Raw genomic sequence first — 14,409 nt, 5'->3', positions numbered from 1 at the left:
ATCAAATCAATATGAAAAGTATATATAAAAGAAGCAGTTGGGCGCTGGCCGTTATGCTGCTCTTCCTGTCGGTGAGCTCCTGTAAAGAGGATGAGTTTTTCGAGCAGACGAACCCACCCGAGACGCCGTGGCTGAATGTGAATGAGTTTGAAAGAGCCGTGATTGGCGCATATTCCGCTTTGCTGGAGGATTGGTGGGGAGCCCCGATCAGTGCCCACAACTTTGTGAAGATCATCGGTTCTGATGTCACCTACTGGATACCCGGCGAAGGCGGAAACATGCCGTCCGACGCCATGTATTACCGCAAGACAGACCAGGAAGTAGGCTATGCCGCTGGCTTTTTTGCCACCAGCTACCGCGTGATCAACAACGTGAACGTCGCGCTTGACTTTATGGCCGCGCATGATGGCAACCCGTTTCCGAACGCATCGCAATCCGATATAGAGAACAACCTGCCGCGAATGGAAGGTGAGCTGCTCTTCCTCCGGGCTGTTACGTACCGGTCATTAGCTGCCATGCACCTGCCCTGGTACAAGCCTGAGGGGGGCAACGATGCCCGAATATTGCCTTTGCGCACCACGTTCCCGACTTCCGCAGAAGAAGCCGCTAACTCCAAGATCGGCACAACAGAGGAGATCTGGCAGTTGATTGTATCTGACCTGACCAGGGCCAAAGAGCTGCTACCTGAAAGATACGTCTCCGGTGTACACCATCCGTCTTACGAGCACGGCAGAGCAAACAAGTTTGCAGCCGCGGCGATGCTGGCCAGGGTGCATTTTCAGATGGGCAACTGGGATGCTGCCATGAAGGAACTGAACTTTGTGATCGATGAAAACGGCGGCCAGTATGATATGAGCGAAGACCCGATTGCGGCCTGGAACAAAGATAATCCGTCGCGTGGCCGGGAAGTGATCTGGTATCAGCTCTTCTCCGATCCGAACGACGGCGGACGTAACTTCCTGCACTATGCCAGTATCAACAAAAGCCACTATGAAGCCACCGGAGGCGGAGGGCCGGCATCCACAGGCGGTAATAACAGCGTTGCCCCGTGGAACGGCTTTACCGTGAGCTATGATGCCCTGAACCGTGTGGGTTGGATGGCCGATCCGAAGAACGGCGATTACACCGAAACCGAGGAAGCGAAAAGAGACAAGCGGTACCAGCAACTGTATTACCGCTACGAAGGCTACAAAGGTCCGCTTACGCCTGAAGAAGAGGCCCTTGGTATATGGGAAGCGCGTTTTGTGAACGTGACCACACCCATGGTTTGGGCAAATAAATACTACAGAGGCCCTGTGGGCATGGAGACAAACGTGCCCCTGCTGCGCCTCGCTGAAATGTACCTGACGCGCGCCATTATCCGTCACCGACAGGGCGACGTGGCCGGGGCCACTGCCGACGTGAACGTAATCCGTGTGCGTGCAGGCCTTGACCCGCTCGGCTCTGTGACGGAGGAAGACATTCACAACGAGCGCATCAAGGAGATGCACCAGGAAGGTGACCGCCTGGATTACCTGCGGGCACTGCACTTGCCGATCCCTCCGGGAGACCGTGACCCGAGCCTGCCGTTCAGCACCATCGAGTATCCTTACGAGGATTATACTTGGGCGATACCGCAGCGCGAGATAGACCTCAACGCAGGTTATGGCAAATAATTGATGATAAAAATAAAAGTTTTGAGATTGGATAACGCAGGGGGAATTCTTTGGATTTCCCTTGCTATTTCCCCCTTAAGCCTTCACCTGTTTCTATACAAGTAAGCCGGTGAACAGCAACACGATCAGCACCAAACCCTACTGAACAAGAAATGAACAACAGGCAACCGTTTTATTTGCTCGTACTCCTTCTCATCCTATATATAACTGGGCCAGCCACTGCGTCTGCGCAGGCAGGCGAAAGACTGAGAACCGTTGTACTGACAGACATTGAAAACGAACCGGATGATGCACAGTCGCTGGTCAGGTTCCTGACCTATGCCAACCAGTGGGATATAGAGGGCATCATCGCGACGACGTCCACGCACTCTAAAGATAAAATCGCCGACTGGCGCATCCACGAAATACTGAAGGCCTATCAGAAAGTGCAGCCCAACCTGCTGAAGCACGAGAAAGGTTACCCTTCCTACAATGAACTGCGAGAGAAAGTTAAGAAAGGACTGCCTGTATATGGCATGAACGGGGTAGGCGAGGGCCATGACTCCGAAGGCTCCGAGTGGATCATCAGATCACTGGAAAAAGAAGACAACAGGCCGCTCTGGATACAGGTCTGGGGAGGCCCCAACACGCTGGCGCAGGCGCTCTGGAAGATCAGGCACACCAAAGCACCCGCTGAGGCCGAGAAGCTTTACAGCAAAGTAAGGGTATATACCATCTCCGACCAGGACGACTCAGGTCCCTGGATCCGGAAAGAATTCCCCAACCTCTTTTATATATGCAGCCCCGGTTTCGACAACAAAGGAGGCTACCACCATGCCACCTGGCCCGGCATATCCGGCGATACTTTTCTGGGGCGTTTTCAGGGAGCGAACAGGGACGTGATCAGCAAAGAATGGCTCCGGCAGAACATCCAGCAGGGGCACGGACCCTTGGGAGCGGAATATCCGGATGTAGCTTACCTGATGGAAGGAGATACGCCATCTTTCCTGTACCTGATCCCGAACGGCCTCAACAGCCCCGAAAATCCCAACTATGGAGGCTGGGGCGGCCGATACGAGTTTTACACCCCCCGCATGCAGAAGTGGTTCCTGATGCCCGAAACCCGCCCCTTCTGGACAGATGCCGTGGATGAATACTTTTCGCCGGTGGACGAGAGCCACCACACCAGTAACAAGGTAACCGTCTGGCGCTGGCGCGAAGAGTTCCAGAACGACTTTGCCGCCCGCATGGACTGGTGCGTGAAAAGCTACAAAGAGGCAAATCATCCGCCGGTTCCCATGCTGGCACATCCGGAAAACATCACGCTAAAAGCAGGAGAAGAATTAAAACTAAGTGCGAAGGGAACCACTGATCCGGATAAGGATGCGCTGGCATATACCTGGTTTCACTATCCTGAGCCCGGCACCTACGGCAGCTATGAAGGGGCCATGAAAATAGAGAATGCCAATGCGATGGAGGCAAAAGCAAAAATGCCCGAAGTGGAAGTGCCGCAGACAGTTCACTTCATCCTGAAGGTTACGGATAACGGCAGCCCTGCGCTGACGCGCTATAAAAGAGTGATTGTAAGTATCCTGCCGGAGTAAATTCCTGATTTATTTGGAGCCAGCGTCATCTTCGGCATACAAAAAGAGCCGCTGACGTACTGGCTGAGAAAGATCAAAACAAATGAAATGCAAAAGCTAAAACCTCTACTTTTTACGATTCTCTTCTGCTTCTTTCTCCTGATTCCGGCGCTTGCGCAGGAGCAGGAGGGCATCTGGATGAAGTTTGACAAAAGCTTCACCAGCGCAAAAAGCTACAACAACCCGCTATATGATGTCAGCAAGTTTGAGGTACACCTTACTTCACCGTCGGGCAGGAAGAAAATGGTGAACGCCTTCTGGGACGGAGGAACGACATGGCGGTTCCGGTTTGCACCGGATGAGGTGGGCACCTGGACCTATATAACCGCGTGCTCCGACGAAAGTAACAAAGGACTGCACCAGGTAAAGGGTTCTTTTGCCTGCGTGCCGCATAAGAGCAAGCACGACATCTATACCAAAGGCGGTATTGTGCATCCGAAAGGAGCTTACCACCTTGCCCACGCCGACGGCACTCCCTTTTTCTACACGGCCTGCACCGCCTGGAACGGCCCCCTGAAATCCACAGAAGAAGAGTGGAGCACCTACCTGCAGCACCGGGTGAAGAACAATTACAACGTAGTCCAGTTTGTGACGACGCAATGGCGCGGAGCCGACCAAAACAGCCTGGGGCAGGTCGCTTATGCGGGCAACGGGAAGATCAGCATCAACCCGGAATTCTTCCAGCACCTGGACGGCAAAGTGGATGAGATTAACAAATATGGCCTGGTGGCCGCCCCTGTTTTGTTATGGGCGCTTCCGTTTGCGGATGGCAGGGAACTTAACCCCGGCTATGCCCTCCCGGACCCCGAAGCGATCCTGCTGGCGAAGTACCTGGTGGCACGCTATGGCGGTAACCAGGTGATCTGGATATTGGGCGGCGACGGGCAGTATGAATACCATTACGAGCAGCGCTGGAAAAACATAGGCCGGGGCGTATTTGGTGAGATGCAGCACCCGGGGGTGGTTTCGCTGCACCCCTATGGCGCCTCCTGGATCGGGGATGAATATGCAAACGAGGAATGGCTCGACATCGTGGGGTATCAGTCGGGGCACAACAACGAGGCCAAAACTGTTAAATGGATAAATGAAGGACCCGTGGCGGAGGGGTGGAAGCAGTTGCCACCCAAAGCCATCATCAACATGGAGCCCTGCTACGAGGAAATCTTCTTCAAGATCACCGATAAGGATGTGCGCAACGCCTCGTACTGGAGCCTCTTCGCCACGCCTGTGGCTGGCATTACGTATGGCGCAAACGGTATATGGCCGTGGCTCCGGCCGGGGGAGAATATCCTGAACCACGAGGACGCCACCGGCACGCACCCCTGGTACGAAAGCATCAATTTTCCGGGCAGCATGCAGATCGGCTACCTCGCCGGCTTCTTCAAAAAACTGGAATGGTGGAAGCTGGCCCCGGCAAACGAGCTGCTGGCGGAGCAGCCCGGCGCAGAGACGCCTCACCAGTTCGTCTCGCTGCTGAAATCAGAAGACAATAACACCATCCTGGCCTATATACCTGAAAAGGCAACGGCTAAAATCTATAACCGAGCTAACGCCCTATATGACGCGCAGTGGTTTAACCCCGTTAGCAACCAATATTCCAAAGCCAAACTGGTAAACAGGAACGGGCTGATAGAGGCCGCACCGCCAGTGGCGAACGATATGGTGCTGGTATTAAGGAAGAAATAGGCTGCTTCTCCGGCATATATGTATTCGGACAAAATTAGCTCAGCTTGTTTAGTCATCCTGAAAGGATCTTGTTAATAGAGGGACCCTACCCCCGCAAGCCATAAAATCTTAACCTCTCTTTAACCAAGATTCTTCCAGAATGACAGAAGGAAAGGGACAGTATAACTTAAATATGTTCCCTTACATATAAGAATGGATTTATATATACAGGACGTGCTGTCCTATATAAACTGCCTGCATTGAACACTACAAGTCATCAAAACCTATACAGAATGAGAAAAGATTTATCCCTGCTGTTCCTTTGCCTGTGCCTGCTGCTGGCACCGGCAGCCTTTGCCCAGAAACAGAACGGCCTGACGGTTTCCGGCACTTCCTTTTTAAAGAACGGCAAGCCTTTCTATTTTACCGGCATCGGCTTTTTTAATGCTTTGTATAACCCTGCATTCAATAAAAGCGCACAGGAGCGGGAGCAGTGGCTGGGCAAATTTCAGAAATACGGCATAAATGTGCTGCGGGTGTGGGGCCAGTGGAACAACACGCACGGCTTTGTGGACACCGCCCCGGATGCCACGCTATATATGCCTAGCGGGGAACTGCGCCCGCAGCCGCTGGAGCGACTGAAAGCCTTGATAACCGCTGCCGATAAAAAAGGAATGGTGATTGAGCTGGTGCTATTTTCGCAGGAAACCACAGACTCTGACAGGAAACTGAGCGATAAAAGCGCAGACAAGGCCGTGGCCAGTATTACCCGCGAACTAAAGCCTTACCGCAACGTGGTCTTCCAGGTGTGGAACGAGTCATCGGATCGGGTGGCGGACTATTACAAAGCCATCAAGCAAATCGATCCGCAACGGCTGGTAACCAACTCTCCCGGCCCTGGCGGTGACCTGGGCGATCAGCCCCAAAACCACATGCTCGATTTCCTGTCGGCACACACCACGCGGCAGTTTGCCGGAAGGCATTGGGAAATTGCTCCCAAAGAACTTGCCTACCTGCAGGCACGCTACCAGAAGCCCATCGTGGACGATGAGCCGGCACGTAACGGCACCCCGGATCATGGCGGGCCGCATGATGGATCCTCGCCCTACGACCATATTCTGCAGATATACAAGGTGTGGCAGCTCGGGGGCGGCATTGTGTACCACCACGATATGTTCCAGAAAGGCTACGGTGATCCATCCATTTCGCCTACCGGCATCCCGGACCCCAAGTTCAACCCTTACCACCAGCAGGTGCTCGAATTTATAGCCATGCAGGAGCGCTACCGCCCGGCATTAAAAGGGCAGGAGAAGGGAGAATAAATAATGTTTGGAAAACAGTTTTCAAGCCAGGTCGAAAGAAGCAAGCGGTTATGAAGCAGAAATTTATATATGTTTTGAGTGCAATGCTCTGGCTGCAGTTGCTTTCCTTTTCTTCAGAGGCTACGGACCAGGCTGCTGCGGACACGCTTACTTTTTTTGTGTCGAAAGGAGGAAGCAGTTCTCCCAAAACTATTCACCCAGATCAAACTTTTGCCACTATTGGTGAGGCGAAAACAGCTGTCAGGGAACTGAAAAATCAGGGGAGGCTCGACAGGCCGGTGAAGGTATACATCGAAGCCGGAGTCTATTTTCTGGATACTCCGCTGTTGTTCACGCCCGACGATTCCGGAACGGAGACGGCTCCGGTTATATATACCTCCTATGGCGGCAGGGCGCTTTTGCATGGCGGCAAAAAGATAAGTAACTGGAAGAAACACAAAGGCGATATTTACTCTACCACCCTGCCGGAGGTAAAAAAAGGAAACTGGCATTTCAACCAGTTATATATAAACGGGGAGCTACGACAGCGTGCCCGCACACCGAACAAGGGCTTTCACCGGGTTAAGGGCTTTCCGGACGGAGCCCACGACATTCACTACCACACCGACTGCCAGCGCTTTGAGTTTGCTGAAGGCGACATCAATCCTAAATGGAAGAACCTGGAGGATGTAGAGGTGATCGTCTATCATTTCTGGACCGATTCTCACCTGCCCATTCAATCCATCGACACGAAGAACAACATCGTGACCTTCCGGCATAAAGCGGGGAAAATATTTACAGACGGCTTCTCGGATGCCGGGGCCAAATATATCGTGGAGAATGTGTGGGAAGGACTGGACGAGCCGGGGGAGTGGTACCTGAACCGGAAAACGGGCAAGCTTTATTATATACCCTTGCCCGGCGAGGACATGGCCAAAGTGGAAGTGGTCGCGCCTTTCACGGAGAAGTTTATCACGATCGAAGGCGACCCGCTACAGAACCAGTATGTAGAGCATATAACATTCGACAAGCTGGATTTCAGCTACACTAACTGGCAGCTTCCGCCCGGTAACTCCAACGACGACCAGGGCTCAGCCAGCGTTCCGGCGGCCATCACGCTTACTGGTGCCCGGCATATAGCCTTTACAAATTGTGAGGTAAAGAACATCGGCACCTTCGCGTTTGAGGTGGGCAAGGGGAGTACATACAATCAATTTATATATAACACGATCAGCCAGATAGCCGCGGGAGGCTTCCGGGTGAACGGTGGCACAGACGAAGACCCGCCTGTGCTCCGGACCGGCAACAACATCATCTCTGACAATGACCTGCACCATTTCGGTGAAGTTTATCCCTCTGCGGTAGGCGTGCTGCTGATGCAGACCTACGGGAATAGGGTGGAGCACAACAACATATACAACGGCTGGTACACAGGCGTTTCGGTGGGTTGGGAGTGGGGCTACCAGCGCAGCATCAGCCGCGACAATATCATCGCCTACAACCATATCCACACCATCGGGCAAGGGCTATTATCTGACATGGGCGGCATCTATACGCTGGGCGTTTCGCCGGGCACCATCATCCGCAACAATTTGATCCATGATGTGCAGGCAAACCAGTACGGTGGCTGGGGGATATATAACGACGAAGGCTCCTCTTACCTCCTCGTGGAGAACAACGTGGTCTACAACACCAATTTCGCGGGCTACAACATCCATTACGCCAAAGAGATCACTGTTCGAAACAACGTTTTTGCTCTTGGGAAACTGGCACAACTGAGTAGGGGAAAATCAGAACCTCACAAGAGCGTATACTTCGAGAACAACATCATTTACTGGAAAGAAGGAGAGCTGCTGAGCGAGAACTGGAGCGACCAACCTTACCCGTTCTACAGGAAGCCCGAAGGGAAAGTGCAGGAGGCAAACAGCACCTTCGAGATGGACTGGAACATATACTTCAACCCGGACATGCCCCTCGAAAAAGTCAGCTATAATGGCAAGACCTGGGAGGCCTGGCACAGCATGGGGAAAGACCAGCACTCTGAATATGCCGATCCCCTTTTTGTTGATCCGGAAAACCACGATTTCAGACTGCGAGCGGAATCGCCTGCTTTTAAGCTCGGCTTCAAACCGATCGATATTAGTACAGTTGGCCCGAGGGAGGTTAAGAAGCTTTAGCGCTTTACCTCGGTCCGAAGATTTATATACCCTTCAGGTCAGGATATGGATTCTAACACCAATACTAAGAGAATATACGCTCCATATGCTAAAGAACCTTAATACAGAGATAAGCAAGAAATGGGAAAGACACCGATATGCCAAAACATAGCATCTGATAATTTTCACAGCTATACAATCAAGCGGTATATGATTTCAGACTACACGAAATTGACCATCTACGGCACCACCGCCTGGGAGAAGCGCCCGCAGGATATGAAAAAGCAAGGCATCTACTACACCGCCAAGGGCAACGACTTATATATGATTTGCACCAAATGGCCGGAGAAGCCTTTGACGGTGAATGGCATCGGCAAAGCCGGGAAAGTGAGTATGCTGCTCACCAATGCACAGGTGAAGTCGTCGGTGAAGAATGGCAAACTTACCATCACCCCACCGGCTCTGAAACCGGGAAATACGCCCAGCCAGTATGCGTGGGTATTTAAAGTGGATAAAGTTAAATAGAGTCTCACCTCAAAATGAGCGGAGGAGGCCCTGCCTTCTCCTGTTTCCAGTATGTTTTCAAAAAATACACTTACTGCTTGCTATAGCCAGTTAAAAAAAATCAGTCTCCTGCCTGCTGTTTTGCTGCCAGTACTACTGCCGGGCCTGATGACAGCCTGTACCAGTTCATCACAGGAGCATATACATGAGAACTACCAGGACAACGTGCTTCCAGAGGAAAACCGGTTTACGGTGGAAGTGCTCGAGACGAAGCTATTCGAGCCCATGGAACTGGCCGTGAGGCCTGATGGGAAGATTTTATATATAGAACGGAGGGGCGTGTTGCGCCTGTACGAGCCGGAGAAAAAGACCAGCCGCACCATCGGGGAACTCGATGTGTTTCACGAGAACGAGGACGGTTTGCTGGGCCTGGCACTGGACCCTCAGTTCGGGGAAAACAATTGGATCTATCTGTTCTATTCGCCGGTAGGCAACGAACCCATTCAGCGGGTATCGCGCTTCGATTTGGTGCAGGACAACCTGATCCTGTCCAGCGAAAAAATCCTGCTGCAGTTCCCGGTGTTAAGGCAATGCTGCCATTCGGGTGGTGCACTGGAGTTTGCCCCTGATGGCAATTTATATATATCCGTAGGCGACAACACCGTGGCCAGCACGTCTGATGGCTATGCTCCCCTGGATGAGAGGCCCGGCAAACTCATCAGCGATGCCCAGAAATCGGCCGCCAACTCAAGCGACCTGCGGGGCAAAATCCTGCGCATCAAGCCTACCCCCGATGGCACCTACAGCATCCCGGACGGCAACCTTTTCCCGAAAGACGGCTCCAAAGGACGGCCCGAAATCTACACGATGGGCAACCGCAATCCTTTCCGTATATCCATCGATCAGAAAACCGGGGACTTGTATTGGGGGGAGGTAGGCCCGGACGCTGGGAAAGATGAGGAAAGCCGCGGTCCAAAGGGGTATGATGAAATCAACCGCGCGAGCAAAGCGGGTAACTTCGGGTGGCCCTACTTTGTAGCGGATAACAAGCCCTACCGCGCCTACAACTTCCAGGACAGCACCTCTGGTGAATACTTCAACCCTGCCGCACCCATAAATGAATCGGTGAACAACACCGGCATCCGCGAGTTGCCTCCGGCGCAAAAAGCGCTGATCTATTACCCGTACGATGCGTCCCCGGAGTTTCCGCTGGTGGGGGAGGGCGGCCGCAATGCGATGGCAGGACCTGTCTTTTACCGAAGCCTGTTCTCCGCAAATACCCAAACATTCCCGGCCTACTACGAAGGACAGCTGTTTATATATGACTGGATGCGGGAATGGATCATGACAGCCAAAGTGGATGCCGACAGCATAAAGCTGGAGCGTTTCCTGCCTTCCACGCATTTTGCACATCCCATCGACATGCAGTTCGGGGCCGACGGCGCTTTGTATGTGCTGGAATACGGTACCTACTGGCACGCCAACAACGACGACTCTAAACTCATCCGCATCCAGTATCACCCCAACAACCGGAAGCCCATGGCCCGTGTTGCTGCTGACAAAGTCGCGGGGGCTGTGCCATTCAAAGTGCAGTTCTGCTCCGAAGGCACCATGGACTATGACAAAGGGGATGAGCTGACGTATGCCTGGTCTTTTGACGGGAGTACGGTGCAGTCTCAGGAAGCTACACCTACCTTCACCTTTAATAAACCCGGTATATACCAGGTAAGCCTGACGGTAACGGACAAGGAGGGCTACTCGGATGAAGCGAAGCTGGAGATACGAGCAGGCAACGAGCCACCGCAGATAAGTATCCAGACTGATCAGAACCGCTCTTTTTACTGGGATAATCATTCCTTTCATTACCAGGTGAAAGTGGAAGACAAGGAAGACGGAACCATCGTGACAGGTACTCCGCAGGGGCAGGAGGTAAAGGTGTTTTTCGATTACCTGCCGGAAGGATTTGACTTGGTGCAAACAGCTTTAGGACAGGATCTAACAGCCGTTTATTCTAACCTGAAAGGGAAAGCGCTGATCGAGAAAAGCGATTGCAAAGCCTGCCACGGGGTAACAAATAAATCCGTTGGCCCAAGCTATATGGAGGTGGCCACGCGCTACAAAGGAAAAGACAGCAAGGCAGTGCTGGCGGCAAAAGTAATCAAGGGCGGATATGGTAAATGGGGCGAGGTACCCATGTCCGCGCACCCGCAACTGTCGCAGGCGGAGGCGGAGGAAATGGTGGACTATATACTGGGCCTGGCGAATCCAAAAAGTGACCTGGAGCCTTTGCCTCTGAAAGGAAAAATGTCCACAAACCGACATAAAGGCAAAGAAGGAACCTACTTCCTCACCGCAAGCTACACAGACAAAGGCCATAACGGTATAGGGCCGATCACGACGCGGGAAGTGCTGACACTGCGGCACCCGGAAATCGACCCCTCCACCTGCGATGCGAGCAAAGGCGTCATGATCCGGAAAGACATCGGGCGCGTCCGGTTTACCGAAGATGGATCCTATATAACTTTTAAAGGAATTGACCTGACAGGCATCAGCGGACTGACCATAAACGTTGTGCCTACAAAAGTGACGGCTACGCTCGAAGTGCATACCGCTTCTCCGGCCGGGCCTACAATAAGTAAGGCATCACTTCTTGCAAATGAAAAAGAAAGTGACTATACTGTTAAATTAAAACCTACAGCAGGGGTGCATGACCTGTATTTTGTGCTGAAGGTAGAAAACAAAGAGGCGATCGGCATCTGGAACACATTGGACATCGGGCAGATTAAGTTCTCGCGAGCCAGGGAAAGCCAGGTAGTACAGTAAGCAGGTAGCACCTGACTGTAGAAGCTGATTATACCATACGTAACAAGCGCGAATGAAAAAGCATGCTTTAATCACCCTTTTAGCTGCCATTGTAACATCCTCCACTTCCGTAGCGCAAGAGCTGCCGAAGCCCACCCCCCGCCAACTGGAGTGGCAGAAAGCAAATCAGTACAATATTATCGGTTATAAACGGCTGTTACGGTTCCCGCTGATCAAAACCTTTAAAGTCCGGATAACGGTGCTGGAGGCAAAGCAGTCGGTTCAATTAGCCGAAGTGGGATTGTACAAAGTCTCCGCAAAAGCATAAGTGATGGAGCAGGGTAAAGCAAAGCTATCGTCTCTCAGACATTCATGTAGGTTCAGCAGGAAGCATGGCATATTGTGCCAGGCGGCTCTGCTTGGTATTACAGCTCTGCTGGCAGCTTGCTCCGGAAGCCAGCCTTCGTCTGTGAAAGGGGCGAAGGAGGTGCGGGTCATGACTTACAACATCCATCACGCGAACCCGCCGAGTAAAGAGGAGACCGGAGAAATTGACCTTGATGCCATCGTCCACGTCATCCGGAAAGAAAACCCGGACCTGGTTGCGCTCCAGGAGGTGGATGTCAATACAAAGCGCTCGGGCAAAGGTAACCAGGCGGAGATAATCGCTGGGAAGCTTGGCATGAAGGCGTTCTTCGGCAGGGCCATCGACCACCAGGGAGGTTTTTACGGAGTGGCTATTTTATCCAGGTACCCGCTCCTGGAGACCTCAGTGACACCTTTGCCAGAGGATGCGGCGCCAGCGTCGGAAGACCGCGTGCTGGCCACGGCAAAAGTAAAATTGCCTGGCGGCATGGTTATCCGCTTTGGCAGTACGCATTTAGATGTGGACAGCCCCGAGAACCGGGAGCAGCAGGTAAAGGCGATCAATGCGATAGCCGCGAAGGAAAACATGCCTTTCATCGTGGCAGGTGATTTCAATGCGGTGCCCGAAAGCAGCGCAGTCAGGGAGCTGGACAAGCGATTCACCCGCACCTGCGTCAGCGACTGCGCGCCCACCATTCCGGTGGACAAACCAGACAGGGCCATCGATTTTATTGCTTATTCAAAAGAGGCTCCTTTTAAAGTTGTCTCGCAGAAGGTGATCCCGGAAAGGTATGCGTCAGACCACTTGCCTGTTGTCGCGACGCTGCGTTATTAGCCTGGGCTTCTACAGTGCACAGAAGATGGTTTTTATCAGTGTACCCGGATGGTTGCTGCCAAGGGTCCAACGCTTTTAAAACCAGGGATACCATGGCAGAGAGGAGTCTATTACTTGCTATCTCCTGCATGCAGGAGTGCAAATTACTATATAAAGTATATAAAGAAAGTGTAAGGCTTTTAATCTTAATTTTTTCATGAAGAAAAATAGTGATCATTCGAGAAGGGACTTTATAAAAAAATCTGCGGCCACCATTGCCGCTTTCACCATCGTTCCCCGGTTTGTGCTGGGAGGCAGGGGCTACGTGGCCCCCAGCGACCAGCTCACCAAAGCCGTGATCGGCGTGGGTGCCATGGGGCGCAATCACTTCCCCTACGGCGACACCCGCGTGGTGGCTATCTGCGACGTGGACCGCCGCCACCTGCAAACCGCGATGGGTATGCTGGACAAGGGGGTAAAGACCTTCGCCGATTACCGCGAGATGATACAGCTTCCGGAGGTGGACATCGTGCACATCGCCACCCCGCCGCACTGGCATGGCATTATGGCAGCCGACGCGGCCAGGGCCGGCAAGGACATCTGGTGCGAGAAGCCCATGACCCGCACGATCGGGGAGGGCAAGCGCGTGGTGGAGGCGGTGCAGCAGCACGGCCGTATCTTCCGCCTCAACACCTGGTTCCGGTTCGAGGATATCTTCTACGGCATGGGCACCCCTGTCAAGCCGATCAAAAAGCTGGTGGAAAGCGGCATGCTCGGCTGGCCGCTGAAAGTGACAGTAGGACGCGGCACCGGCTTCGACTGGAAGTTCTACTGGGTGGGCAAAACCAACCTGGACCCGGAGCCTGTGCCGCAGGAACTAGACTACAACATGTGGCTGGGGCCCGCGCCCTACAGGCCCTATAACGCGCACCGCGTGCACCAGACCTTCCGGGGCTACTGGGACTATGACGGCGGCGGACTCGGCGATATGGGCCAGCACTACCTGGACCCCGTGCAGTACTTCCTGGGCAAAGACAACACCAGCCCTGTTTCCGTGGAGATCGATGCGCCACAGCAGCACCCGGACGCCGTGGGCACCTGGCGCAGGATCACCTATACCTACGAGGACGGGTGCCAGATCATCCTCGACGGTGAAGGCAAAGAGGAAAACATCCCCTATATAGAAGGTCCGAAAGGCAAGCTCTACCCCGGTTTCCGCTCCGATATACCGGACATATGGAAAAAGCTGGCCGCTTTCCCTGACCCCGAGCCGCAGGCGACGGACTTTATACAGGCGGTGAAGAACCGAACGAAATTCGCGCTGAACGAGGAGAACGGCCACCGGTCCTGCACCCTGGTGAACATAGGAAAAGCGGCAGTGCACCTGGGCCGGTCCCTGAAGTTCGATCCCGTCAAGCAGGTGTTTATAGACGACGAAGGCGCCAACCGCCTGATCAATCAGCCCATGCGACCGGACTGGACGCTGGTGTAACCTTACTGTCAAATTCATTTAGGTCCATGCTA

Annotated in this window: 10 protein-coding genes; all 10 read left to right on the top strand. The window is 53.1% G+C overall.

The window, feature by feature from the left end; genetic code table 11:
• Nucleotides 1-11: 11 nt before the first annotated feature.
• Nucleotides 12-1,655: a RagB/SusD family nutrient uptake outer membrane protein gene (locus ABD920_RS19900; RefSeq protein ID WP_345161542.1), complete on the top strand. Its 1,644-nt coding sequence runs from the start codon at nucleotides 12-14 to the stop codon at nucleotides 1,653-1,655.
• Between the two features lie 152 nt (nucleotides 1,656-1,807).
• On the top strand, nucleotides 1,808-3,238 hold the full coding sequence (locus ABD920_RS19895; protein ID WP_345161541.1) for a nucleoside hydrolase-like domain-containing protein: 1,431 nt from the start codon (nucleotides 1,808-1,810) through the stop codon (nucleotides 3,236-3,238).
• Between the two features lie 87 nt (nucleotides 3,239-3,325).
• A complete protein-coding gene (locus tag ABD920_RS19890) occupies nucleotides 3,326-4,963 on the top strand; it encodes a glycoside hydrolase family 140 protein (RefSeq protein WP_345161540.1) in 1,638 nt (545 codons plus the stop codon).
• Between the two features lie 272 nt (nucleotides 4,964-5,235).
• Complete coding sequence (locus ABD920_RS19885) at nucleotides 5,236-6,264, top strand: cellulase family glycosylhydrolase (protein ID WP_345161538.1); 1,029 nt, start codon at nucleotides 5,236-5,238, stop codon at nucleotides 6,262-6,264.
• Between the two features lie 50 nt (nucleotides 6,265-6,314).
• A complete protein-coding gene (locus tag ABD920_RS19880) occupies nucleotides 6,315-8,420 on the top strand; it encodes a right-handed parallel beta-helix repeat-containing protein (protein ID WP_345161535.1) in 2,106 nt (701 codons plus the stop codon).
• A 189-nt stretch (nucleotides 8,421-8,609) separates the two neighbouring features.
• On the top strand, nucleotides 8,610-8,924 hold the full coding sequence (locus ABD920_RS19875; protein WP_345161533.1) for an alpha-L-fucosidase C-terminal domain-containing protein: 315 nt from the start codon (nucleotides 8,610-8,612) through the stop codon (nucleotides 8,922-8,924).
• A 147-nt stretch (nucleotides 8,925-9,071) separates the two neighbouring features.
• Nucleotides 9,072-11,726, top strand: coding sequence for a PQQ-dependent sugar dehydrogenase (locus ABD920_RS19870; RefSeq protein ID WP_345161531.1), 2,655 nt, complete (start codon nucleotides 9,072-9,074; stop codon nucleotides 11,724-11,726).
• Between the two features lie 52 nt (nucleotides 11,727-11,778).
• Nucleotides 11,779-12,033 carry a hypothetical protein gene (locus tag ABD920_RS19865; protein ID WP_345161529.1) on the top strand — a complete coding sequence of 85 codons (255 nt, stop codon included), beginning with the start codon at nucleotides 11,779-11,781 and terminating at the stop codon, nucleotides 12,031-12,033.
• Between the two features lie 168 nt (nucleotides 12,034-12,201).
• Nucleotides 12,202-12,906, top strand: a complete 705-nt coding sequence (locus ABD920_RS19860) for an endonuclease/exonuclease/phosphatase family protein (RefSeq protein ID WP_345161527.1) — start codon at nucleotides 12,202-12,204, stop codon at nucleotides 12,904-12,906.
• Nucleotides 12,907-13,102: 196 nt separating this feature from the next.
• The gene (locus ABD920_RS19855) at nucleotides 13,103-14,377 is read left to right on the top strand and encodes a Gfo/Idh/MocA family oxidoreductase (protein ID WP_345161525.1); all 1,275 of its coding nucleotides are present in this window, start codon (nucleotides 13,103-13,105) and stop codon (nucleotides 14,375-14,377) included.
• Nucleotides 14,378-14,409: the final 32 nt, after the last annotated feature.

The sequence above is a fragment of the Pontibacter saemangeumensis genome (assembly GCF_039541895.1).
GTDB lineage: Bacteria > Bacteroidota > Bacteroidia > Cytophagales > Hymenobacteraceae > Pontibacter > Pontibacter saemangeumensis.
Note: the sequence above shows the minus strand (reverse complement) of the source record. Positions and strands in the feature narration are given on the sequence as shown.

Bases quoted from the DNA above. Each gene is read 5' to 3' on its own strand.
- ABD920_RS19900 (WP_345161542.1), top strand. From the start codon at position 12: ATGAAAAGTATATATAAAAGAAGCAGTTGGGCGCTGGCCGTTATGCTG.
- ABD920_RS19895 (WP_345161541.1), top strand. From the start codon at position 1,808: ATGAACAACAGGCAACCGTTTTATTTGCTCGTACTCCTTCTCATCCTA.
- ABD920_RS19890 (WP_345161540.1), top strand. From the start codon at position 3,326: ATGCAAAAGCTAAAACCTCTACTTTTTACGATTCTCTTCTGCTTCTTT.
- ABD920_RS19885 (WP_345161538.1), top strand. From the start codon at position 5,236: ATGAGAAAAGATTTATCCCTGCTGTTCCTTTGCCTGTGCCTGCTGCTG.
- ABD920_RS19880 (WP_345161535.1), top strand. From the start codon at position 6,315: ATGAAGCAGAAATTTATATATGTTTTGAGTGCAATGCTCTGGCTGCAG.
- ABD920_RS19875 (WP_345161533.1), top strand. From the start codon at position 8,610: ATGATTTCAGACTACACGAAATTGACCATCTACGGCACCACCGCCTGG.
- ABD920_RS19870 (WP_345161531.1), top strand. From the start codon at position 9,072: ATGACAGCCTGTACCAGTTCATCACAGGAGCATATACATGAGAACTAC.
- ABD920_RS19865 (WP_345161529.1), top strand. From the start codon at position 11,779: ATGAAAAAGCATGCTTTAATCACCCTTTTAGCTGCCATTGTAACATCC.
- ABD920_RS19860 (WP_345161527.1), top strand. From the start codon at position 12,202: ATGACTTACAACATCCATCACGCGAACCCGCCGAGTAAAGAGGAGACC.
- ABD920_RS19855 (WP_345161525.1), top strand. From the start codon at position 13,103: ATGAAGAAAAATAGTGATCATTCGAGAAGGGACTTTATAAAAAAATCT.